This is a genomic window from Saprospiraceae bacterium, assembly GCA_016714025.1.
Classification (GTDB): Bacteria; Bacteroidota; Bacteroidia; order Chitinophagales; family Saprospiraceae; genus Vicinibacter.
Map to the genome: position 1 here is coordinate 2,750,849 of JADJOB010000002.1, position 22,807 is coordinate 2,773,655.

At 37.5% G+C, this 22,807-nt stretch carries 22 protein-coding genes, 1 other RNA gene and 2 pseudogenes; 15 read left to right on the forward strand and 10 right to left on the reverse strand.

Annotation, left to right across the window (positions count from 1 at the left end; all coding sequences use genetic code 11):
• Window positions 1-106: 106 nt before the first annotated feature.
• Window positions 107-1,444: a signal recognition particle protein gene (gene ffh / locus IPJ80_14165; protein MBK7914632.1), complete on the reverse strand. Its 1,338-nt coding sequence runs from the start codon at window positions 1,442-1,444 to the stop codon at window positions 107-109.
• Window positions 1,445-2,104: 660 nt separating this feature from the next.
• Complete coding sequence (locus tag IPJ80_14170; protein MBK7914633.1) at window positions 2,105-2,857, reverse strand: ATP-binding cassette domain-containing protein; 753 nt, start codon at window positions 2,855-2,857, stop codon at window positions 2,105-2,107.
• A gap of 55 nt (window positions 2,858-2,912) precedes the next feature.
• Here IPJ80_14170 and IPJ80_14175 point away from each other — a divergent pair, with 55 nt between their 5' ends.
• From IPJ80_14175 to IPJ80_14195, 5 genes are read left to right on the forward strand one after another with little or no spacing between them, the layout of a single operon-like run.
• Window positions 2,913-3,311, forward strand: coding sequence for a cytochrome c maturation protein CcmE (locus tag IPJ80_14175; protein MBK7914634.1), 399 nt, complete (start codon window positions 2,913-2,915; stop codon window positions 3,309-3,311).
• Window positions 3,308-6,133 carry a cytochrome c biogenesis protein CcsA gene (gene ccsA / locus IPJ80_14180; GenBank protein MBK7914635.1) on the forward strand — a complete coding sequence of 942 codons (2,826 nt, stop codon included), beginning with the start codon at window positions 3,308-3,310 and terminating at the stop codon, window positions 6,131-6,133. The genes IPJ80_14175 and ccsA overlap by 4 nt, the downstream gene beginning before the upstream one ends.
• Window positions 6,123-6,932 (forward strand): DUF2520 domain-containing protein, encoded by an 810-nt coding sequence (locus tag IPJ80_14185; GenBank protein MBK7914636.1) that lies wholly within the window; start codon window positions 6,123-6,125, stop codon window positions 6,930-6,932. The genes ccsA and IPJ80_14185 overlap by 11 nt, the downstream gene beginning before the upstream one ends.
• Window positions 6,901-7,146, forward strand: coding sequence for a hypothetical protein (locus tag IPJ80_14190; protein MBK7914637.1), 246 nt, complete (start codon window positions 6,901-6,903; stop codon window positions 7,144-7,146). Before IPJ80_14185 ends, IPJ80_14190 begins: the two co-directional genes overlap by 32 nt.
• Entirely contained in the window at window positions 7,133-7,714 is a 582-nt protein-coding gene (locus tag IPJ80_14195; protein ID MBK7914638.1) for a hypothetical protein, read from the forward strand. Before IPJ80_14190 ends, IPJ80_14195 begins: the two co-directional genes overlap by 14 nt.
• A gap of 75 nt (window positions 7,715-7,789) precedes the next feature.
• Here IPJ80_14195 and IPJ80_14200 read toward each other — a convergent pair.
• Both IPJ80_14200 and IPJ80_14205 read right to left on the reverse strand, forming a co-directional pair.
• Window positions 7,790-8,508, reverse strand: a pseudogene (locus IPJ80_14200) (DUF3307 domain-containing protein).
• Window positions 8,505-9,104, reverse strand: coding sequence for a transcriptional regulator (locus tag IPJ80_14205; protein ID MBK7914639.1), 600 nt, complete (start codon window positions 9,102-9,104; stop codon window positions 8,505-8,507). Before IPJ80_14205 ends, IPJ80_14200 begins: the two are co-directional and overlap by 4 nt.
• 261 nt (window positions 9,105-9,365) lie before the next feature.
• Between IPJ80_14205 and IPJ80_14210 the strand changes: the two genes are divergently transcribed.
• Together IPJ80_14210 and IPJ80_14215 are read left to right on the forward strand one after the other, a co-directional pair.
• On the forward strand, window positions 9,366-9,746 hold the full coding sequence (locus IPJ80_14210) for a hypothetical protein (protein ID MBK7914640.1): 381 nt from the start codon (window positions 9,366-9,368) through the stop codon (window positions 9,744-9,746).
• 355 nt (window positions 9,747-10,101) lie between these two features.
• Entirely contained in the window at window positions 10,102-10,323 is a 222-nt protein-coding gene (locus tag IPJ80_14215) for a hypothetical protein (protein ID MBK7914641.1), read from the forward strand.
• A 511-nt stretch (window positions 10,324-10,834) separates the two neighbouring features.
• On the opposite strand, the gene ssrA is transcribed toward IPJ80_14215, so the two are convergent.
• From ssrA to rpsO, 6 genes are all read right to left on the reverse strand, one after another.
• Window positions 10,835-11,203, reverse strand: a transfer-messenger RNA (tmRNA) gene (ssrA, locus tag IPJ80_14220).
• A gap of 94 nt (window positions 11,204-11,297) precedes the next feature.
• Entirely contained in the window at window positions 11,298-12,245 is a 948-nt protein-coding gene (locus IPJ80_14225; GenBank protein ID MBK7914642.1) for a phosphoribosylaminoimidazolesuccinocarboxamide synthase, read from the reverse strand.
• A 30-nt stretch (window positions 12,246-12,275) separates the two neighbouring features.
• On the reverse strand, window positions 12,276-12,698 hold the full coding sequence (locus tag IPJ80_14230; GenBank protein MBK7914643.1) for a hypothetical protein: 423 nt from the start codon (window positions 12,696-12,698) through the stop codon (window positions 12,276-12,278).
• A 71-nt stretch (window positions 12,699-12,769) separates the two neighbouring features.
• On the reverse strand, window positions 12,770-13,636 hold the full coding sequence (locus tag IPJ80_14235) for an RNA polymerase sigma factor RpoD/SigA (GenBank protein MBK7914644.1): 867 nt from the start codon (window positions 13,634-13,636) through the stop codon (window positions 12,770-12,772).
• A 171-nt stretch (window positions 13,637-13,807) separates the two neighbouring features.
• Window positions 13,808-15,949 (reverse strand): polyribonucleotide nucleotidyltransferase, encoded by a 2,142-nt coding sequence (gene pnp, locus IPJ80_14240; GenBank protein MBK7914645.1) that lies wholly within the window; start codon window positions 15,947-15,949, stop codon window positions 13,808-13,810.
• Between the two features lie 103 nt (window positions 15,950-16,052).
• Window positions 16,053-16,328 carry a 30S ribosomal protein S15 gene (gene rpsO / locus IPJ80_14245; protein ID MBK7914646.1) on the reverse strand — a complete coding sequence of 92 codons (276 nt, stop codon included), beginning with the start codon at window positions 16,326-16,328 and terminating at the stop codon, window positions 16,053-16,055.
• A gap of 463 nt (window positions 16,329-16,791) precedes the next feature.
• Here rpsO and IPJ80_14250 point away from each other — a divergent pair, with 463 nt between their 5' ends.
• The 8 genes and pseudogenes from IPJ80_14250 (at window position 16,792) to IPJ80_14285 (ending at window position 22,644) form a co-directional block, all read left to right on the forward strand.
• Window positions 16,792-17,022 (forward strand): hypothetical protein, encoded by a 231-nt coding sequence (locus IPJ80_14250; protein MBK7914647.1) that lies wholly within the window; start codon window positions 16,792-16,794, stop codon window positions 17,020-17,022.
• A gap of 238 nt (window positions 17,023-17,260) precedes the next feature.
• Window positions 17,261-17,671 (forward strand): hypothetical protein, encoded by a 411-nt coding sequence (locus IPJ80_14255; protein ID MBK7914648.1) that lies wholly within the window; start codon window positions 17,261-17,263, stop codon window positions 17,669-17,671.
• Between the two features lie 354 nt (window positions 17,672-18,025).
• Window positions 18,026-19,130: pseudogene (locus IPJ80_14260) on the forward strand (DUF2911 domain-containing protein).
• Window positions 19,131-19,433: 303 nt separating this feature from the next.
• The gene (locus tag IPJ80_14265; GenBank protein MBK7914649.1) at window positions 19,434-20,252 is read left to right on the forward strand and encodes a hypothetical protein; all 819 of its coding nucleotides are present in this window, start codon (window positions 19,434-19,436) and stop codon (window positions 20,250-20,252) included.
• A gap of 238 nt (window positions 20,253-20,490) precedes the next feature.
• Window positions 20,491-20,670, forward strand: coding sequence for a hypothetical protein (locus tag IPJ80_14270; GenBank protein MBK7914650.1), 180 nt, complete (start codon window positions 20,491-20,493; stop codon window positions 20,668-20,670).
• Between the two features lie 125 nt (window positions 20,671-20,795).
• Complete coding sequence (locus tag IPJ80_14275) at window positions 20,796-21,044, forward strand: hypothetical protein (protein MBK7914651.1); 249 nt, start codon at window positions 20,796-20,798, stop codon at window positions 21,042-21,044.
• Window positions 21,045-21,940: 896 nt separating this feature from the next.
• Entirely contained in the window at window positions 21,941-22,204 is a 264-nt protein-coding gene (locus tag IPJ80_14280) for a hypothetical protein (GenBank protein MBK7914652.1), read from the forward strand.
• The gene (locus IPJ80_14285; protein MBK7914653.1) at window positions 22,165-22,644 is read left to right on the forward strand and encodes a hypothetical protein; all 480 of its coding nucleotides are present in this window, start codon (window positions 22,165-22,167) and stop codon (window positions 22,642-22,644) included. Before IPJ80_14280 ends, IPJ80_14285 begins: the two co-directional genes overlap by 40 nt.
• Window positions 22,645-22,807: the final 163 nt, after the last annotated feature.

Genomic DNA, 22,807 nt, shown 5'->3' on the forward strand with positions numbered 1-22,807 from the left:
AAACGAAATTTTAGTAAAGTTAATGAAAAACTTTCTATTAAAGTGCTAAATGAAATTTATAAAAAGAGAACCCGGCCTTGAGCGTTTAGATAGTATCCAAAAAACCTTATCGCCTCATATTCCGCATCTGGTTCATCATATTCCCCATTCCCTGACCTTTTGAAAACATAAACATCATTTTTCGCATTTCCTCAAATTGCTTGATGAAGGCATTTACTTCGTGAATGGTTTTACCGCTACCTGCCGCAATCCGATTTTTTCGCGACATGTTTAACAATTCCGGATTGGCTCGCTCTTGTGGGGTCATTGACTGAATAATTGCCTCTACTTTTCCAAACGCTTTGTCATCAATATTGACATCCTTTAACATTTTACCGGCACCGGGAATCATGCCAAGGAGACTTTTTAAATCTCCCATTTTTTTAATCTGTTGCAGTTGAATTACGAAGTCGTTAAAATCAAATTTATTTTGTTTGATTTTCTTTTCAATTTTCTTTGCTTCGGTTTCATCAAACTGTTCCTGGGCTTTTTCAACCAAACTAACAATGTCCCCCATTCCCAAAATCCGTTGAGCCATCCTTTCGGGATAAAACACATCGAGGGTTTCCATTTTTTCCCCCATAGAGACAAACTTGATGGGTTTGCCTATGGTATATTTAATTGATAATGCCGCTCCCCCACGCGTATCGCCATCCATTTTGGTCAGAACAACTCCATCGTACTGGATGCGATTATGAAATGCCTGAGCAGTATTTACAGCATCCTGACCCGTCATGGAGTCCACTACAAATAAAGTCTCTGATGGCTGAATATTCTGCTTAATGCGTTCGATTTCATCCATCATTTCTTCATCGACGGAGGTTCGACCTGCAGTATCCACTATTACAATATCAATCTTTTGATTGCGTGCATATTCAATCGCATTTTTAGCAATTCGAACAGGATCTTTCTGTTCAAGATCCTTAAAGATTTCTACCCCAACCTGTTCTGCCAATACAGTCAATTGATCGATAGCCGCCGGGCGATACACATCGCAGGCTGTCAAAAGGATTTTCTTGTTTTTCTTTGATTTTAAAAACAAGGCTAATTTTCCAGAAAATGTAGTTTTACCAGATCCTTGAAGACCCGCTATCAAAACAACTGCCGGATTCCCATTTAAATTTAAACCCGCAGCCTGCCCCCCCATTAGTTCTACCAGTTCATCCATCACAATTTTAACCATCAATTCACCTGGCTTGACCGCATTTAGTACATTTTTTGTACCTAATGCCTGATCCTTAATTTTATCAGTAAAATCTTTAGCAATCCGGTAATTCACATCGGCTTCCACCAATGCCCTTCGAATTTCTTTAATGGATTCCGCGATATTTAACTCCGTTAACCTGGCCTCCCCTTTGATGGTTTTAAGGGCCGATTCCAATCGTTCATTTAAACTTTCAAACATGCCGCAAAGATAATGTTCATTAGGAAAAGAGACCATTTTTGGTGAAAGCCTGGAAGGCAAAGGGCTGAAGGGCTGTTAGACTGTTGGACTGTTAGAGAGGAAGGTTATTAGGTTTGTTGAGCATTTTAGACTGACTGACCCCTGACCCCTAATTGCTGACTACTGATTTTGGGGCTGAAGGGCTGTTGGGCTGTTGGGCTATTAGAGAGGAGGGTTATTAGGTTAGTTGAGCATTTTAGACTGACTGACCCCTGACCCTTAATTGCTGACTACTGATTTTGGGGCTGTTGGACTGAAGGACTGAAGGGCTGAAGGGCTGAAGGGCTGAAGGGCTGTTGGACTGTTAGAGAGGAGGGTTATTAGGTTTGTTGAGCATTTTAGACTGACTGACCCCTGACCCCTAATTGCTGACTACTGATTTTGGGGCTGTTGGGCTGTAAAGCTGTTAAGCTATTAAGCTGTTAAGCTGAATTCTTGACCAAGCGAGGAATTATTAAAATAGCTTGTTAGCTTGATAGCTTTTTAGCTTGATAGCTTGATAGCTTGATAGCTTGTTAGCTTGATAGCTTTTTAGCTTGATAGCTTGTTAGCTTGATAGCTTGATAGCTTGATAGCTTGATAGCTTTTTAGCTTGTTAGCTTAATAGCTTGTTAGGCTTGCTTAATTCAACAAAATCAGATTTCCGCTTTCAATTTTAATAGACTTACAATTTGTAATTTCATCAGACCAGGTTTTTAGGGCACTGGATAGAATGGTCAACCGGTCTGATTCGCGAGCGTTTTGGATGAGCTGTATGACTGTTTTTCTGCTTGTATCATCCAGATAATCAAGACTTTGATCCAATAATAACAATTTAGGTTTATGAATTAAAGCCCTTGCGATGGCAACCACATGTTGCTCTCCTTGGGAAAGCATTACCAAAGGAGTTTTAATTTTTTCTGACATTCCAAGTGCTTCAAGGATCCATTGCACCTGACCATCAAAATCAAAATCCTGGACCCGGTCGGCTGCATGCAAAGCCATTACCAAATTGGCTCGAACCGTTTTCTCCGGGATCAATTGAAGGTTTTGACGTGCATAACCAATTTTTCGCCTTAAAGACGCAAGATCTTCTTTGCTTAAAGGATTCAAGGAAAAATCGAGCACGTTGAGCTGCCCGCTTAATTTCATTGGCATTCCATAAAATGCATTCAATAGCGAAGTTTTACCAGCTCCATTTGGGCCCGAAAACTCTATCCATTCTTGTTCGTCGACTGTCCAGTTTAATCCAGTAATTAAATCCTTTTGCGGGTAGGAAATAGTAAGATTAATGGCTTGGATGATGTGTTTTGGCATGGCGTTATAAACCGCAAAAGTACAAGCCGATTGCGAACTAAGATGCAATAATCTGGTTGTTATGTAGAAGAATATCATTAAAGCAACGTTAAGAAGCCTTGATAATATCGTATTCCGCTTAAATTTGCATTCAATGAAAAAATCATTTCTATTCACATTGAGCCTGATTGCAGTAGCTATCGTGTTATTGATCTCCGTTTCCAAAGATTTTTCCACTTACGCAAGCTTTAATAAAGCAGCAAAAAGTGGAGATCAGGTCAAACTGGTAGGCACCCTGGCAAAAGACCAGGAGATTTATTACCAGCCTGAGAAGGATGCAAATTATTTTAGCTTTTACCTTACAGATAAAGATGGCGTGACTAAAAAAGTAATCCTCAATGCACCCAAACCACAGGATTTTGAATTATCTGAACAAGTTGTGTTAACCGGTAGCATGAAAGACGATGTTTTTATCGCAAAATCCATGCTGCTTAAATGTCCTTCAAAATATAAAGACGAAGAAATTTATATTAAGTCCACTACAGCCCTATGAAGTCCATCCAATATGTTGGTGAACATTTATGGATTCATTATACAGGCCATTTTTTAGTTTGCCTTGCCTTTTTCTCTGCCCTCTTTGCAGTCACTGCATTTATTCTTAATCGAAATCAATTTTCTGAAAGTTGGAAGAAGGTATTGCGTTGGCTTTTTTTAATACACATCATTTGTATTTTTTCGATTATCGGGCTCATCTTTTTTATGATGGGACAACATTATTACGCATACAATTATGTGTGGGCCCACGTTTCCGATGAACTTCCGAATCGTTATATTTTATCAGCTTTTTGGGAAGGACAGGAAGGGAGTTTTTTATTGTGGATGTTTTGGAATTGCATTTTGGGTTTGTTCTTTTTTAATTTTAAATCCCGTTTTGATCACAGCATCTTATCAATCATCCTGGCTGTCAATGTGATTTTAACCAGCATGCTGTTAGGCATTTACATTGGCGAAAGCCGAATCGGCAGCAGTCCCTTTGCACTGCTCAGGCATATCATGGATATCCCACTTTTCAACAATGCCGAATATACCCAACTCATAAAAGGCAATGGCTTAAATCCGTTGCTTCAAAATTATTGGATGATCATTCATCCTCCTACTTTGTTTCTTGGGTTTGCTTCAACTATTATCCCATTTGCATATGCACTCAGTGGGATTATGCAAAAAGATTTTAGCAATTGGTTAAAACCTGTATTGCCCTGGGCACTTTTTTCTGGCTTTATTTTGGGGACAGGAATTTTAATGGGTGGTGCCTGGGCCTATGAAGCTTTGAGCTTCGGTGGTTACTGGGCCTGGGATCCTGTTGAAAATATGTCATTGGTGCCATGGATTGTTTTAGTTGCAGGTATTCACACCAATTTAGTCGCAAAATCTACCGGGTTTTCTGTAGGCGCTACGATGAGCTTGTATTTCTTGTCTTTTATACTTGTTGTGTATTCTTCATTTTTAACACGAAGCGGAATATTAGGAGACAGCTCTGCACATGCTTTCACCCAAATGGGCTTGGAATGGCAATTAGTAATTTTTTGTGTTATCGTCAGTATAATTCCATTGGCTTACTTTATTTCCCGTTATAAACTTATTCCTCAAAAAGAAAACGAAGAACAATTTCATTCACGTGAATTTTGGATGTTTATTGGTAGTCTGGTTTTACTCTTTAGCGCATTGCTTATAAGTTTTACTACATCTATTCCAGTTTATAATAAAATTTTAGATCAATTTGGAAAATTATTAAATATTTCAATGGAATCCTGGCACAGAAGCCCTCCCCTTGAACCCATTAAACATCACAACCAATACCAACTTTGGATTGGAGTTTTAGTTGCTGTGCTTTCTTCAGTATCCATCTATTTGCGTTATTTAGGGGATCGAAGTTTAAAATTAGGTAAATCATTTTTGATTCGTATTTCCTTGTGTCTTGTAATTGCTTGCATACTGAGTTGGATCAGTTTGTATTCGTTTGATAAATTACACTGGAGTCACTTAATTTTATTAGGTGCTGCCTGGTTTGCTATCTGCAGTTCAGCTTTGTATTTAATTCATAGCATCCGATTTAATCCAATGCAATCCGCATTGGTTTGTTCACATGGTGGATTTGGAATTTTATTACTTGGTATTTTATTTACAGGTATTAATAAGCGTATTATTTCAACAAATGAATTTGCCCAGCGAGACCTTTTAGAAAATTGGTCTGAAGATGATATTTCAAAACATCTTACTTTAATTAAAAACGAAAAAATGTTTATGAATGGGTATTGGGTAAATTATTCGTCCGATACCTTTATTAATAAGAGCAGAATCTATGAACTTGATTTCTGGAAAGAAGATTCGTTAAACAATAAAATTGAACAGTTCAAATTACATCCAGAGGTTCAATATGACAATAAATTGACAAAAGTAGCTGCTGCCAATCCATCCACTAAACATTATTTAAATCGCGATGTATTTTCATTGATCGCACAAATTCCACAGACACAAACGGATGTAGAAGCGGCAAAACAGGCAGAAGACAGTTTAAAATACGAATTGTATTTTTGTAAATTAAAGGATACCATCTATACAAAGAATCATTTTATTATATTAGATAGCATCTTAAATGATTTTTCCGCCAAGGATTTTGAATTTAAATCCGGAGACCAGAAGCTTCAATTTCAATTAAAAATTAAAAACCTGGAGGACAAGGAATCAAAAATTGCCAGTCCCGGAATTCTGTTCAGACAAAATCTGGTCTATAAATTTCCTTTTCAATTGGATGCGTATCGGGTTCGGATTCAAATTCCGGATACAGTTTACGATTTAGTAAATCCAAGATGGGAGGACATTAAATTTGAGAAGCTCAGTTTAAAAAAGGGTCAACAAGCAACTATCGGGGATGGAAAATATCTTAAGCTCAATACCATCAGCAGAGACATAGATCCTGAAATATATGTACCCAAAGAGGACGAGATCGCAGTTGCTGCTGAAATTGAATTTCATGATGGAATGAAACAGGTATTATTGAAACCAATCTACCTGATAAAAGGAAATCAAATTGTATCGATGCCGGTAAGTGCCATTCATCCCGGAATTACACTTCGCTTTTCAAAAATAAATCCACAGACAGAAGAAATGGGATTTGAATATTCAATTCATCCAAATCTGAATACAATGAAATTGCCTTTAATGATTGCTGAAAATGCTGCACGCAATGATTTTATTGTAATTCAGGTTATTGAATTCCCATGGATTAATCTGGTATGGTTTGGAAGCATCCTGATGCTTTCGGGTATGCTTTTAGCATCCTATACGAAACGCAAAAACAAGCGCGATGCCCTTTGAAATTGTATTGATAGGTTCAGGCAATTTAGCAACCGCTCTGGGTAAAAAACTCAAACTTAGCGGTCACAAAATCGCCCAAGTTTATTCCAGAGATCTTGAACGCGCTAAACTATTAGCAGATCTTTTACAAACTCAAGCCATTAATCAGATTGATCGGATAAACAGCAATGCGCAGATTTATTTAATATGCATAAAAGATGATGCGATTGAAGCACTTAGTAAAACATTGGCAACAAAACTGGAAAAACAAGCCATCGTTGCTCATAGTTCAGGTGTCAACAGTCCGGATCTGATTGATGCCTATTTTATTAACAGGAGTTTATTTTATCCTCTTCAAACATTCAGTAAGTTTAAAGAATTGGATTGGACGCACATCCCAATTTTTATTGAAGGAAGTCCGGAAGCAATAAGCCTCCTCCGTCCGCTTGCTCAGACCCTAAGCAATGATTTATTAGAAATGAATGATCAAATGCGGACTCATTTGCATTTGGCATCCGTATTTGCCAATAATTTTACAAACTACAATCTACTGGCAGCTAAAAAAATCCTCGATAAAGCTCAAATTCCTTTTGAAGTACTGCATAGCTTAATGCTTGAAACGGTAGACAAAGCATTCCGCCTGGATCCAATCAATGCTCAAACCGGTCCTGCAAAACGAGGGGATGTAAATACCATAGAAAAACACATCCGTTTATTGGTTTCAGAATTTCCTGAATACCGGTCATTGTATAAAAAATATTCGCAAATTATAGAACAAACCTTTAAGCATGAGAATTCTGGGACAGATTCCACATCCTGAATTATTGATTACCGTATTTAAATCGGGGAATAAAATAATCATCAAATTTGAAATTGGCCCTTTTGAACAAACCTATAAGTTTTTAGAAACCGATAAATTATCCAATCTTGAAGATGCTATCAAACTGGTTACTGAAGCCTGGATACAAGATGTTTATCAAGTATTTAATTCAATGAATGCTACTTATAAAATTCGTTCCCATGAGATCAGTTAATCCTTTCATTTTTAGATTTATTATTTTTTGCATGATCTCTTTAAGTCTGAGTACATGCACCATTGATCCTGCCAATCCAGATCAATTTACCGGACCCAGTGAAATTCGCATCAGTATATTATCAGGAAATTTTTCAGGAAGAAATTTCGACTTGATTAGTGAAAACCATACCGATGATCATCAATTTATTGCTTCGAAGCTAATTAACAAGGTGCTAATCCAACCCATTCAAGAAGGTATGGGCATGAATTTAGAATCCAACAGTTTTATCAATTGGGCCTGGAAAGGCGACACCGTAACCGGCACGTTCTTGAGTGTTTTTGCAAATGATCCCAATGTTGCAAAATCAGGTGACCTGCAGTTAATTTATACGAATGGAGATGAATTTATAACAGCTATCCCTAAAGACATTCAAATTGCAATTACCAACTACAGTCAACCAAGTGGCTCAATAGAAGGAAATTTCTTTTTTACTAATTATTTAGATTACCGGTATAATGGAAATTCCGGAAGAGAAAGTGTACGTTTTGAAATCAGTTTTAAACTGGTTCGCGGCCCGAATATTTAAAATGGACTAAATCAAATTATATTAGCCATTAAGCAGCTTTACTCATTTTAAGATTTAGTGGAATTATTATAAAGTTTAATTAACTAATTTTATAAAATAAGTGTAAAGCAAACTAATAATAATAGCCAAACTATAACTTTGGAGCGTTCCTATCAATATATATTCCGTCAACTTTCTGTCTTTTGATCTTGATAAATCATTAAACCGCAGCACTGATTTTGCTGCAATCAACAATCCGATGGATGCCCATTGATTTAAAATGATAAAACCAAAAATCAGGAGTCTTTCTAAAATTCCAATATATTTTCCTGCATTTTTTAAACTGTCTGATTCGTTTTCCTCATCCATTTTCCAGGCACTGATCAATACTTTCATTATAATCGAAGACACATAGCTTACACAAACAACAGCAACCAGAAACAAGGTGGTTTGCGAATTAAATATCCATGCTGATGAAAATTCCATAGGTACATACATGGAGGCAACACAAACAAGTAAGGATACATGCGCTATTTGGTCCAGAAAAAGTTGAGGCGATTATCGATTTTGGATTGCAAATGCAATTTTAATAAATCGATGAGACCATGAGAAAGAACAATAATTGCAATGCCAAGCCAATAATCCGCATCAAATTGCAGGATTGTCAAAAGCAACAAAAGATGCACCAACAGATGCCAGTATAAATAAACGGAACGATGCTTTTTAGCCATTTTATCCAATACCCATTTTTCAGGCTGGAACACAAAATCACCCAGTAAATGCGCTAAAAGAATTTTCAGAAACAACTCGATCATAGCTTTTGGATTTGTTGTTGGAAATATTGTTCCATTCGCAAGACCTCTTCATAGCCACCGCGAGTCAATGCTTCACTGATTGAACTTTGAGACTTCTTGAGTAATTGAGCTAGTTCCATTTGATTTTTATCAGGATTTTCCAGCGCAGCTTGAATGGCCTGTGCAACAATCACACTCCAGGAATTCATAGTCAGGAGTCCCAGGGCCAACATCAGATTAAAACGCTCGTTAAACGATTCATCTCCAGTCGCAATGCTCAAGGATTGTTTTTTCAAAGCATCAAAACAACTGCCGGATCTAGTAAACGCATCGCCGGAGGATTCTGTAATTTTAGCTGCACGGTAGTTTACAGTTCCTATTCCGATGGCAATTCGGACGTCCAATTTGGGAATTTGTTTTAACCCTGCCTTGATAATAAGAGCGGCATGAAGTGCTTCCCTGGCCGGAAGCAGCATTTGGAAACTATCGCCACGGTATATTTCCCAATCTGACGGCTCTGTGCCAAATACATTGAGTGTACGCTTTAACAGCGGCATCCAGGTAGCAGCGTCTCCTTGTCGCGAATTAACTACATCCCCGGTAAGCACGGCAAACATTTTGGAATTCCCCATACCCAAATATCGGATAATTATCCGATATAACAAAATATCGACTTAAAAGCCGATAAAATAATATATAGCTTCTTAAGCCAATACATTGATACTAAAACATCTGGCATGTATCCATTTGCCATAGCTATTACACCTTTAGAACCACTGAAAATATGGCCCTTTCAGCGGATTGACCGGAATTGTATCAGCTCGCAACTTTGCATGGTATTTAAAATATTATTTCCTTATTCCTAAACAAAAAAAATTATGAAGATTCTAATTACAATTTTTTCTTCCCTCCTACTCCTCTTATGTTCATGTAAAAAAGAAGAGCCTCAGAACTGGGGTCCCCGTCTAGATGCAATTGAAAAAGCACTTAGTATAAAAGATGCACAAATTGCTGGATTGAGTGAATTGGCCTATATCCAGGCATTGGATACGGTGGCCTTGCAGAATGATTCATTTAATTTAGCATCTATAACATTTGCAACATTTCAAATTCCACAACCTGCATCGTGTCGATCCAATTGTGGAAAACAATTAAGCCGAGATCTAACGGTTTGCCAACACGTAGCTCCACAAAACTACACCTGGTGCATTGAAAAAGCCATTCGCAATTATACCACATGCATTGGCCGATGTCATTAATTGTATAAATATAAAAATTAAAAAGCCCTTGTCATTCTAATGATGAGGGCTTTTGTTTATTGCATCAACAAAGCATCAAATGAAAATGCATTTACAATGAGAAAAATTCTAATAATAGAACGAACACTTATTAAAATATAAAAAATTATAATTCGTCCCGCGAGTACGCGGGATGTACACTACGTTCCCATAATTCTTAATTATTAATTTTTAATTGAACCTGGTGGAGCTGGCGGGATTTCACGCTTTCAGCGTGATAAACTTCTCATCCCGCATTCAATATTTATCTTATTCCAAGCAAGCCAATACGTATTGATTTTGCTTAATTTTGTAAATTAGCATAAAATTATAATATATGTCTACTATCAAAGAAAAAATTATCAAAGGGATACAAGGTATTGATAATGAAGAAATACTTCCGGAAGTGTATACTCTTTTGCAAGACATACTAGAAACAAAGCAAGTAATTTCTTTAAATGCAGAACAAAAAATGTTGATTCACGAGGCTAGAAATGAATATAAAACCGGTCGTCACTATACAACAGAACAAGCATTTAATGATTTATTAGATGACTAAACCAATAGTATGGTCTGAAATCGCAAAAAATGACTTAAAGGACATAAAAAAGTTTTTTGATCAGCAAAATAAGTAGTCAACTTACAGTAAGAAGTTATTGAAAACATTTCGTGACTCCACTAAATTAATTCAAAGATTTCCATTATTATCAATTGCAACAGAATTCGAGAATGTAAGAGGCTTTGTGATTCTACAGTATATTATATTTTATGAAATAATGAGTGAGCATATCCTTATATTATTTATTTGGGATTGTCGTCGAGATCCTGAACAGTTAAACTAAATATTAAAAAAGTTGAAATCCAAATAGCCATCTAAAAATAAAACATGCATTAATTTGTAATTTCTTTTGTCGATACTTAATAAGGCTAATACGATTTCAAAATTCTACAATTCGTCCCAAAGCAGGCTAAATGAAGGCTACGCTCCCATAATTCGTCTCGCGAGTTCACGGGATGCACGCTAAGCTCCCATAATTCGTAATTCTTAATTATTAATTTTTAATTGAACCTGGTGGAGCTGGCGGGATTCGAACCCGCGTCCAGAGAAAGAATCATTTAACTTTCTACATGTTTAGTTTTCTATTTACTTGTCAGATTTGGTGGAGCTTAGAAAACGAGCTTACCAAACCTTATTCCCTCTTTCTCGATGATTAAGCGGGACTATTAAGCATCCAGCCTGATGTTTTATGATGTGTCATGCGGAATTTATCAGACATCCATCCCGGGACACAGATGCATACTAACTACTAGAATTAGGCTGCAACAGCAAAAGAAGTATTGCCATTTAAAAGTCGATACCCGTTTTTTACGTAGCGTGCTATCATCCTACGACATGCTTACTAAACCATTACATTTCCTGTCGATTCCAATACAACCCCATTATGATGTGTGCTTGTATAGCTGTGCAAGAAAATCAATTTACATTTAAATTGTAATGAGAAAACGATATCAGGTGTTTGAAAGTTCCGGAAACTATAAATATTTTGAAAGATTGGATGTAATCCGCTGTCTTACAGGGATCCCGGAGTCTGATTTTACAAAGGGTTTTCCTGTGATCCGTTCGTATAAATCGATGTAGCGATCTGAAATGGTCCAAACAAATAAATCGGGCATTTCCGGCATCAATTGACCTTCCTTCCCCTGGAATCCATGTGCCATCAACCATTCCCGGACAAATTCTTTGGAGAGTTGTGTAGGCGAGGTATTGTTGTTGAAATGTTCCAGATAGTTTGCTCGTTCAAAATACCTCGAACTATCTGGTGTATGAATTTCATCCATCAAGATTAATTTTCCTTCAAAAAGTCCGAATTCATATTTTGTATCGACCAGTATAAGCCCTTGCTCTGCAGCAATTGAAGTACCACGTTCAAATAAACGAAAAGCAAGCCTTGCCATGTCCTCCCACAGTTCTTTGTTTACAATGCCTCTTTTGATGAGTGAATCTGAAGAAATATCTTCATCGTGTCCTTCACTGGCTTTGGTTGTGGGTGTCAGGATGGGGCTTGTGAACTGTTGATTTTCACGCATTCCTTCCTCCATTTGAACTCCACATAAAACCCGTTCACCAGATTTGTAGGTACGCCAGGCATGGCCGGTTAAGTATCCACGGACAACCATTTCGATGGGAATTCCCTGGCATTTTTTCCCAACGGAAACATTGGGATCCGGACATTCTTCGAGCCAAACCGGACAAATATCTTTAACAGCTTCAAGAAAATGAGCTGCAATTTGATTTAAAACTTGTCCTTTCCACGGAATTGGCCTTGGCAAAATATGGTCGAATGCTGAAATCCGGTCGGATGTTATTATGATTAATTTATCACCAATATCATAGACATCCCGCACTTTTCCATGGTAAACCTGTTGTTGATTTTTAAAATGAAAATCTGTACCTGAAAGGGCGATGTGTTCGGGCAACATAAACTATTATAAATTTGGAAGCGGCATCGTTCAGATATTCCGAATCGTGTTGCGATCCAACAAAATGTCTTTTAATTCCTTTAAGAAACTGTATTCGTGAGGCAGTAATTTTTTAAAGGCTTCTTTTACCGCTACATAAGAACCTTGCATTTCAGGTAATTTGGTATAAAGCACGTCTTTGACCATGTGCAAATCCTGTACAAGTAAATGTCTGACTTTTGGAAGGTCGTGCCAATCGGCTTCAATTGCCAATGCCTTTATGCCGTTTTCCTCAGTTCCTTCCAATTCAATAGCCTGATATTTTTGAATCTGGTGTTCAAACTGATCTAAAAACACTTTCCCGTCAAATAAGATGTTGTTGGTGACTTCGTCTTTTGAATTCATCATCAGGACTTCAAGTCCCTTTTCATGGAACCGATAAACAATCAAGCGAAATTGATTTCTAACTGTCATGGCACTAAGATAAAACCGTTTATTGAAACCTGAAAAGAAAACGCAATTGCATGCTATTTGTTTTAAAACGCTTAGTTATTTAGCGGTTTCATGTTGTAGCGCTTAAACAAACGTTTCAGTCTTTTAAATGCGTGATCGCGTACCTGGCGCATGCGCTCTACTGAAATACCAAAGGATTCGGCAACTTCATCCAATCCTTTGGGCATGGTGCCTTCTAAGCCATACAACAAGGTGATCACTTCACGTTCTCTGGGTGACAACTGAATCAATGCAAATTTTAGTTCTTCCTTCATGGAATCCTTCATCAAGCCCATATCAGGTGCTGCAATGGAATCATCGCCAATGGTGTCAATGAATTCAAAGCTGCCCTCCTGGCCATCAACCGGAGAATCCAAAGAAATGGTTTTATTGTTGGATTGTAGAATGTTATATACGTCTTCCGGTTTCATACCAAACAACTCTGATATTTCTTCAGGGCTTGGTTCTCTTTCAAATTGTTGTAAAAAAGATTGATACGCGGTATTGATTTGTTTTTGACTGTGAAATTTATTGTAAGGCAAACGAATCATTCTTGAATTCTCAATGATGGCTGTTAAAATGGATTGACGAATCCACCAAACTGCAAACGTTATAAATTTAAAACCACGTGTTTCATCAAAACGCTTAGCCGCTTTCAATAAACCGACATTGCCTTCATTGATCAGATCGTTTAAGGTGAGTCCGTTGTTTTGATATTGTTTGGCAACACTTACAACAAATCTCAAGTTGGCTTGTACCAATTTATCTAAAGCATCCTGATCGCCTGATTTAATTCGTTTGGCTAACTCCACTTCTTCCTCCGGGGCAATGGTTTCTATTCTAGCAATATCTGCCAGATAGCGTTCGAGCGCAATGCTCTCCCTGTTGGTGATTTTTTGTGAAATTTTTAATTGCCGCATCTGTTTGAAAAAAAATCAAACAAACTTACGGAATAATTTGGGTTCAAGGGGCTGAAGCCTGACAAATCAAATAGGTTCAAGAAGTTGAACGCTGACTAATATAATGGGTTCAAAGTATTGAACTCATACAATGCAATGGGTTCAAAGTATTGAACCCGAAAAATGCGAAGCTTAGAAAGAGGAGCTTCCGTCTTTTGGCATGATTGCTTTTCTGGATAAACGTAGTTTACCTGTCTTTGGATCGACTCCAATCAGTTTTACTTTGACGTGATCTCCTACTTTAAATACATCTTCTACATTGTCGATGCGGCTGTGAGACATTTCACTGACGTGCAACAAACCGGATTTGTTTCTAAAGTCAACAAATACTCCGAATGGAAAGATCGATGCAACAGTTGCATCGTATACATCTCCGATCTGAGGTGAAAAGGTAATTTTTTCAATCATGGCAATGGCTTGATCCATTCCTTCCTTATTGGTACCAGCTACGTTTATAATTCCTTTATCGCCTACTTCCTCGATATTAATTTTAGTACCGGTTTTGGCTTGCATTTCCTGGATAATTTTACCACCGGGTCCAATCACTGCACCTATAAAGCTTTTCTCAATGATGATTTCAATAATCCTTGGAGCATGGGGTTTCAAATCCGGATTTGGAACTGAAATCGTCTCAGCCATTTTATCTAAAATATGAAGACGGCCTTGTTTTGCCTGGTTCAATGCTTCTTCCAGTAATTCATAAGAAAGTCCGTCGATTTTCATATCCATTTGCGTTCCGCAAATTCCCTGAGCCGTTCCGGTTACTTTAAAGTCCATATCGCCCAACGCATCTTCGTCACCCAGGATGTCGGTCAGAATAGAAGTTTTACCTCCTTCTGAAATCAAACCCATTGCAATTCCTGAAATTGGTTTTTTTACAGGAACCCCGGCATCCATTAAAGCCAGAGATGCAGCACACACAGTGGCCATGGAAGACGAACCATTTGATTCGAGGATATCCGAAACAATCCGGGTAGTATATGCGAATGTATCCGGCATAATTTTACGCAAAGAGCGCGCCGCTAAATTTGCATGGCCAACTTCTCTACGGCCGGGACCGCGGGAGGGTCTTGCTTCTCCAACTGAAAAAGCAGGAAAATTATAATGCAGGATAAATTTTTCGTTGTAAAGATTGAATGCATTGTCAATCAGCATTTCATCGTCTTTGGTTCCCAGTGTTACAGATGTCAAAGACTGGGTTTCTCCCCGATTGAAAATTGCAGAACCGTGAGCAGCCGGCAAATATTCAATTTCTGTCCAAATTGGACGGACTTCGTCTTTGGCTCTTCCATCCAAACGTTTGCCTGAATCGAGTACCATATGACGAATGGTATGTTTCTTTAATTTATCGAAATACGCAGCGATTTTTCGCTTGTTTTCGGTGGTATATTCTTCACCTTTGGTGGCAGTCAACATTTCTACACAAGACTTCAGGATGGCATCAAAACCATCTTTGCGCGCATGTTTTTCCAAAGCCGATTCCGCAATTGTTTTGATTTGAGTTGCCGCATTGGTTTGCAAGAAATCCGTTAATTCCTGATCTTCTTCCACTACTGGAATTTCCCGTTTTTTAGCAACGGATTCGCCTAACATATCAGCAAGGGTCAACTGAGCACGACACTGAACTTTAATGGCTTCATGCGCAACTTTAATGGCTTCGATCAATTCATGTTCCTGACACTCATTGGCTTCCCCTTCAACCATCATGAGGTTTTTTAATGTAGCTGCTACGATGATGTCTAAGGTAGCGCGAGCCAGGTCTGTACGATTTGGGTTTACAACATAATTGCCATCAATTTTAGCAACCCGAACTTCTGAAATTGGACCTTCCCAAGGAATATCTGAGCAAGATAATGCGGTTGAAGCTGCCAAGCCGGCCAATGCATCGGGCATGGTTTCAGCATCTCCTGAAATCAGGTTTATAATAATCTGGGTTTCTGTAAGATAGGTATCAGCAAACAATGGGCGGATTGCGCGATCTACCAATCGGGAAATCAACACTTCATAATCTGATAGTTTGGATTCTCTTCTAAAGAAATTACCAGGAATTTTACCAGCGGCTGCAAATTTTTCCTGATAGTCAACAGACAGCGGGAAGAAATCCTGCCCTTCTTTAGCTTCCTTGTTTGAAACTACTGAAGCAAACAACATCGTTTTGCCCAATTTGACGACGGCCGAGCCATGCGCCTGGGTGCCTAATTTTCCGGTTTCTAGGATGACCTCACGCCCATCGGGAAGTTGAAATGAGGTAGAGAAAGGCGTTTTTAAACCCATAAAATAAAATCTTAATATGTTAATCAATGTGGGGCTACTCTTTAGTCCCCTGGTACTCTAAATAAACTGGCTGATCCGTTGAAGCAGAAAATCCTGATTCGTTTTACTTTCTCAGACCTAATTGGTCAAGAATGGCTTTGTAACGAGCTAAATCCTTACTGTGTAAGTAGTTAAGTAACTGTTTCCGTTTTCCTACCAAATGAAGTAAGGCTCTTCTGCAAGAGTGATCTTTTTTATTGGTTTGAAGATGGTCGGAAAGTCCTTTGATTCTAGCAGTGAAAAGCGCTATTTGAGACTCTGTTTTTCCGGTGTTTTTATCAGAACCACCAAACTGTTTAAAGATGCCTGCTTTAGCCTCTTTAGTTAAGAAAGAACCCATTTTAATTGTATTAAAAGTTACCAAATGTGATCACTAAGATCAGTTTTAGCGCCGCAAATATAGGATAAATGTTTGAATTAGGGAAATAAATGTGGGAAAAGGGGGCTGGAGGGAGGGAAGGCTGTTAGGCTGTTAGACTGTTAGGCTGATGGACTGATGGACTGATGGACTGGAGGGCTGGAGGGCTGGAGGGCTTAGACTATTAGACTGCTAGATTATTGGACTGTTAGGGAGGAGGGTTTTTGGTATGTTGAGCATTTTAGACTGACTGACCCCTGACTACTAATTTCTGACTACTAATTTTGACTGACTGACCCCTGACTACTAATTTCTGACTACTAATTTTGACTGACTGACCCCTGACTACTAATTTCTGACTACTAATTTTGGTGGCTGTTGGATTAAATTATAGCATTGCTGATTAATAAAATTTGTACTTTTATTGATTGAATTAGGGAAATAAATGGGAAAATTCGCTGTTCTCAGTTGTTTATTTGTTCTTGTAGCATGCCATAAGGAACCTGTAAAAGATTGCTTTTCAGAAATTCCGGCATTGAGCATTTATGGTGAATGGAATGCTGAACTCATAAACAGTCAATCCACAAAAGGCACCTTGAGTTTTTCAGCTTTTAGGACCTTTACCAGTAATCCGGCTGATTTAATTATTCCGAATAAATTTTTGGTGCTTTTTTAAGCAGCCAGAAATTTAGCATTGATTCAGTAGGAATACGATTTAGTGGAATTTCAAGCGATCAGAAAAAACAAATTAACATTGACTATCTTTTTAGCAGTTATAAATGTGATTATATCGAATTAAAAAGTCTGGATCATGCAGATACTAAATTAATTCTCACCCGGTAAGTTGTTCGTTGTGCATGATTAACATCACTTAAGCTTTATTAAAAAATTTTATTTAAATTATACAAATCAACATGAAAAATCAATTCTTCCATTGGGCATTCTTTGTCTTATCTATTGCTATGCTGTCTGCTTGTTCAGATGATGATGATAATTGTACACCAACAGCAGTTCCCACAAATATTATTGGAACATGGAACATCCAGATTAAAGGTTTAGGATTTAGTGAATCGGGTTCTGGTACTTTCAATGCGGATGGTACATTTTCAACTGTTCCAGAGGATTTGCTTATTGATGGTGAATTAAATGGCAAAGCACTTCCAGTAAAAAAATATGTTGCTGATAGTACGAGTGTAACTTTTCGTGCGGTTGCAATTGATAATTCTGCATCTATTGGAAATACGGTTGATGTTAAATCCAATGCATGTAATAAAATAGTCTTTGATGTATTCGGTGGACTTGCAACAATGACTTTTTCCAGATAAGGATTGGTTTTAGAAAGTCCAAATTAATATTTGTTGCCACGAATGTTGGACGAAATAAAGAAAGGAGGTTTGCCACGAATGCACGAATGGAGCACGAATGGAGGACGAATTGAGGACGAATGAAGAAAGGAGGTTTGCCACGAATGCACGAATGGAAGACGAATGAAGAAAGGAGGATTGCCACGAATGCACGAATTGAGGACGAATGAAGAAAGGAGGTTTGCCACGAATGCACGAATGGAGCACGAATGAAGAAAGAGGGATTGCCACGAATGCACGAATGGAGCACGAATAGAATTTGAATTTTGTGTGTATCTACGAATTTATTCGTAGGTTTGTGGAAACTATTTAAATATGAAGCTTTTATCATGGTGTTTCTTGTTCTTGTTTGTCGGGCAACTAAATGCTCAGATCCCTTTAACTACCGTGCCGGATGGTGGTAATAAAAAGGCCAGCATTTCGGAATGGATTGGTCTTACTGAAGTCCGCATTGATTACAGTCGACCGGGTGTTAAAGGGCGTGAAGGAAAGATTTGGGGTGAATTGGTACATTATGGCCTGGGAGATTTAGGGTTTGGGAATACCAAATTAGCTCCTTGGCGGGCAGGTGCAAATGAAAATACCACCATCAGCTTTTCGAATGATGTAAAAATAAATGGCCAGGATTTATCAGCTGGTAAATACGGTTTTTTATTATTTATGATACTAGTTTCTGCACGCTCATTTTTCAAAAAATAACAGTTCGTGGGGTGCTTTTTACTATGACCCAAGCGAAGATGCCCTTCGCGTTAAAGTAAAACCGGTCAAACTGGACCAAAGTGTTGAATGGTTGCAGTATATTTTTAAGAATCAAACCAACACATCTGCTGTGGTTGCTTTGCAATGGGAAAAATTGGAAATTGCATTTACAGTAGAAGCAGATTACATTCGGGATCAATTGAATTCTTTTAGAAAAGAACTGCGCAGCGAGCGTGGATTTATTTGGCAGTCCTGGAATCAGGCAGCGCAATGGTGCGTTCAAAATAATACCAACCTGGATCAGGCATTGGTATGGGCTGATACCGCAACCAGTACTACATTCGGCGGACAAAATAGTTTTCAGGCCTGGACTACCAAATCACAAATTCTTCAAAAATTAAACAGAAGCGATGAAGCGTTTGCCACCATGCAAAAAATTCTACCCACCGCCGGTATTTTTGAAGTCCACCAATATGCTCGTCAATTAATCGGCCTGAAATTATATAAACAAGCATTGGATGTTTTTAAAATGAATTATGAAAAACATCCCAACACCTTTACAACCCTAGTGGGCATGACTCGTGGACTGTCAGCCAATGGAGCCTACGACAAAGCATTGACCTATGCAAGGCAAGCCCTGGAATTGGCACCGGATCCTGCTAATAAAATCAATGTGGAGGGAATGATTAAGAAGTTGATGGAAAGGAAGGATGTGAATTAAGGGAAATGCCGCAATTCTGCAATGGTGCAATTCTACAATGCTGAAATGTTGAAATGCTGAAATGCTGGAATGCTGGAATGCTGGAATGCTGGAATGCTGGAATGCTGGAATGCTGGAATGCAAAATGTTTTGATCTTATAATTACCTTTTGGCTTTTGATAGGTATCACCTTATAAGAAATCAGATAAGTTCTGCTATTGGATTGCTATTGAAAAGCAGATTTTGCAATTAGGATTGATTTTCTATATTTGTAGGGACACTAACCTTCTTTTATGAAAAGCGGCATGCTTTTGTTTTGCTTTGATGATCTATGTTTCAAAGCTCGAAGGGCAAATGGACTCAGCTACACAAGCATCCATTATAAAAAGTTTGTCTGAATTTCGTTCGGAATTACTCAAAGACACTCAAAGTGTAATTGCCTATGGCGTAGTTGTACATGAGAATGCAAAGTTAAATTGGGATAGCATCAATAATCTGCATACTTATTATTTTAATGATGAAATTCGGTACAATTTCCAGGAATACAATCGGCGCAATCTCGCAAATCTTTATGGAAAAAACAACATTCTCACCCAAATGAATATTGATATTCAAAAAGTAAAAAGTGAAAATCGTTACTTAGTCAGTGCCAACTATTATGGTTTAGTCGAAAATGCCTATCCATTCAATATAAATAAAAAGCTTACTCTTTTAAAAGAACTTGAATTTTATACTATACAAGAAGGAGATACAATCTATGATTTTGGGACTGGAATCATGTGCTTTGCACCTTTATTATGTTCCATTTATCCGAATCTAACAATCTATCTATTTGCACCACAGTTAAATAAAAATGAAATCAACGAGAATTATTTAATCAAACACTTCAATAGCTTTAAAGACGGTTCGAGCATAGAAATAATTGATCCAGACTTTAATTTTCAGAAAAACAATATCATTCAATACAAAAAAGTATTTTTTAACTGGCCAATTGGCTATTCCGACACTCCATTAAAAGTTCTAAAAAACACAAATAATATACTTCGTAAAGATGGTTATCTGTTTTTACACAATACAAAAGATGGATACACAATGAAGTTGAACAGCCAAAATTTTTTCCAAGAGAGAAACTCAACAAATTAACAAGTAAGGCAGGGTTAAAATTATATCGGAATTACAATTGGATTCAAAAGTGATATATAAATGTGTTAAAGCGGAAACAAATTAATTCTGAATTGCAAATAAATTACTCGTCACTAATTTAAAATCTTAGCAATTAAATTTATTATTTGATTAAAAGCAAAGCGTATGAATCCAGTTCAAATTGGCTTTAGTTTATATTCTTCTGGTACCCTGGAGTCTTTCCAGCCAACTTGATTCAATGCATAGATTTAAAATGGTTAGTGGCCTTTCTAAATTTAGGGATGAACTCATAGCAGACACAAACAAGGCCTTGGCTTTTGGTGTGTTGTCAGCTGAAGCCAAAAGAATCGCTAAAATCAGAAACTACGGTCCTATTTTTAATTATATGGCCCGATTTATACTTTATGGAAATGAATGAACGATATCCGCATCGTTATTCCAGCTATTTTGATTCTAATAGTATTTTTAGTAAGAACAATATAAATGTGGACCAAATTAATAATGAAAATCATTACTTAAGGTCTTCTATCAATTACGGATTTTATGAAAGAGAATATCCTTTTAAGATTAAAAACAACATGGATATTGAAAGGAATTGGATTTTTAGATATTCAAGAAAATGATTGCATTTTTGATTACGGTCCTGGAATGATGTGTCTGGCCCTATTCTATGCAGCATCTACGATAGTATCACTGTTTATCAAGCTTTGTCAGGCCGTTACTTTGGTCATGTTTATAATGATAATTTTATTTCTCATTTTAATAGCTTTAAAAATGGTTCACAAAATTTAATAATAGAAATAGCTCCATATACGGTTCCTGTATTTAATGGTTTGTATGATTTAATATTTATCAATTTTTCCAATTCAAATAAATTTTGATATTGATAAACTTATTATTGGAATTAAACAATCTTTAAAAAAGATGGAAATCTGATTATTATGCATTTACATGGTTGCGGAGGCCACTCATATTCAACAATTAGAAACCTTATCGTATAGTAAAATACTTAATAAATTAGGAAATCTGGATTCACAATTGAGAAAAACTTGATTTAAAATTTAAATATTTATATAAATGTAAAATTGCTCGTAGCTAATCATTAAGCATGAAATTGCTGTCAATAAGAATCTGAATCCATTTTTTGAAATAGACTTTTGTGAAAATTAATTCTATTGAAAAGTTCATTCTTCTAAATAGCTCCAAACATGAACTTCCAAATAACTTAAATTACTTTTCTTGCCAAGCGTGTTTTGATACTCAATTAAGCCTCGGCAGGAGACGCCTTCGGCAACTGGTAACTATGACAAATTCAATAGAAATAGGGAGCTATAATAAACATCTAATTTGAACACAGCGCTTTATTTCTGATACTTTGACCTTTTGTGCAATATCCAATTGCCCTTCTCCCCCTCAAAATTAATTATTTGTTAAAGTACGAAGAACTTCGGATATATAAATAAAATGCTTAACTTTAAGCCTGTTTATTACTCAAATTTTATACTGATGAACCCTTCATTCAATTACTTGTTTCCTGTATCGCAAGCTTGTTAATCCTGCAACTGGTTGCACAGACAGGGAATCCTCCACGGTATTTTAAAAAGACAGACAAAAAGTACTCCGCTCATCTATGCAAATATGGCTATGTTTAATGCAACAGAGCAGTCTGGTAAAGGCTTCAAATAGCAATGAAACAGGACATTTTTGAATTTAAAGATCTTCAAAATGGTTCGTACTATTTAAAATCGACCTATGTGGGAATGGAGTTATCAATTGGGAGGATTTCCATTCAAAACAATCAGACACAAGATTTAGGAGTTCTGAAAATGAATACCACGCCCATTAATCCAAGGAAACAACAGTCAGTGCCAAACGAAGCATCTGGAAGTAAACCAGATCGTCTAGTATTAATGTGGAAGGAACCATCAACAGCATTGGTTCGGATGCTTTAAGCCTTTTGCAAAAGCCCCAGCGTGACTGTCGGCAATACTGGACAACATCAGTCTCCTGGGTCGTTCGGGGTGTTAGTATATCTGGATGGCAAACGAGTGCCCATGAGCCGGAGGGATCTCAGCAATTATTGCAAACTTGCCTGCCAAACAAATTGATCGCATTGATATCATTAACAATCCCGGAGCTAAACACGAAGGCAGGCAATGCAGGCATCATCGACATCCGGGTAAAAAAGACAGCAACCCTGGGAACCAATGGCACCGTCGATGCTTCCTACATTCGAGGAAAATATCCGGAAATACAGTGCATCCGGAACCGGCAACCACCCAGAAATAAAAACCTGGATCTTTTTGGCACGCTGGGAGCGGTCATGGATCGGATTCAATATCGTGAAGTTTCAAAGTTATCAAAACGGTTTATACCTCGAAGAATACAATGAATCCCGTCCGGATCGTAAATTATAATTACCGCTTGGGAGCGGATTATTTTTAACTAAAAAATCAAACCATTGGCATCTTTATTAAATGGAAACTTTTATAACGACGGTAAAACTGGGGAACCAATACCGAATTACCATCGGCTCAGCAAATACTCCCCGAATT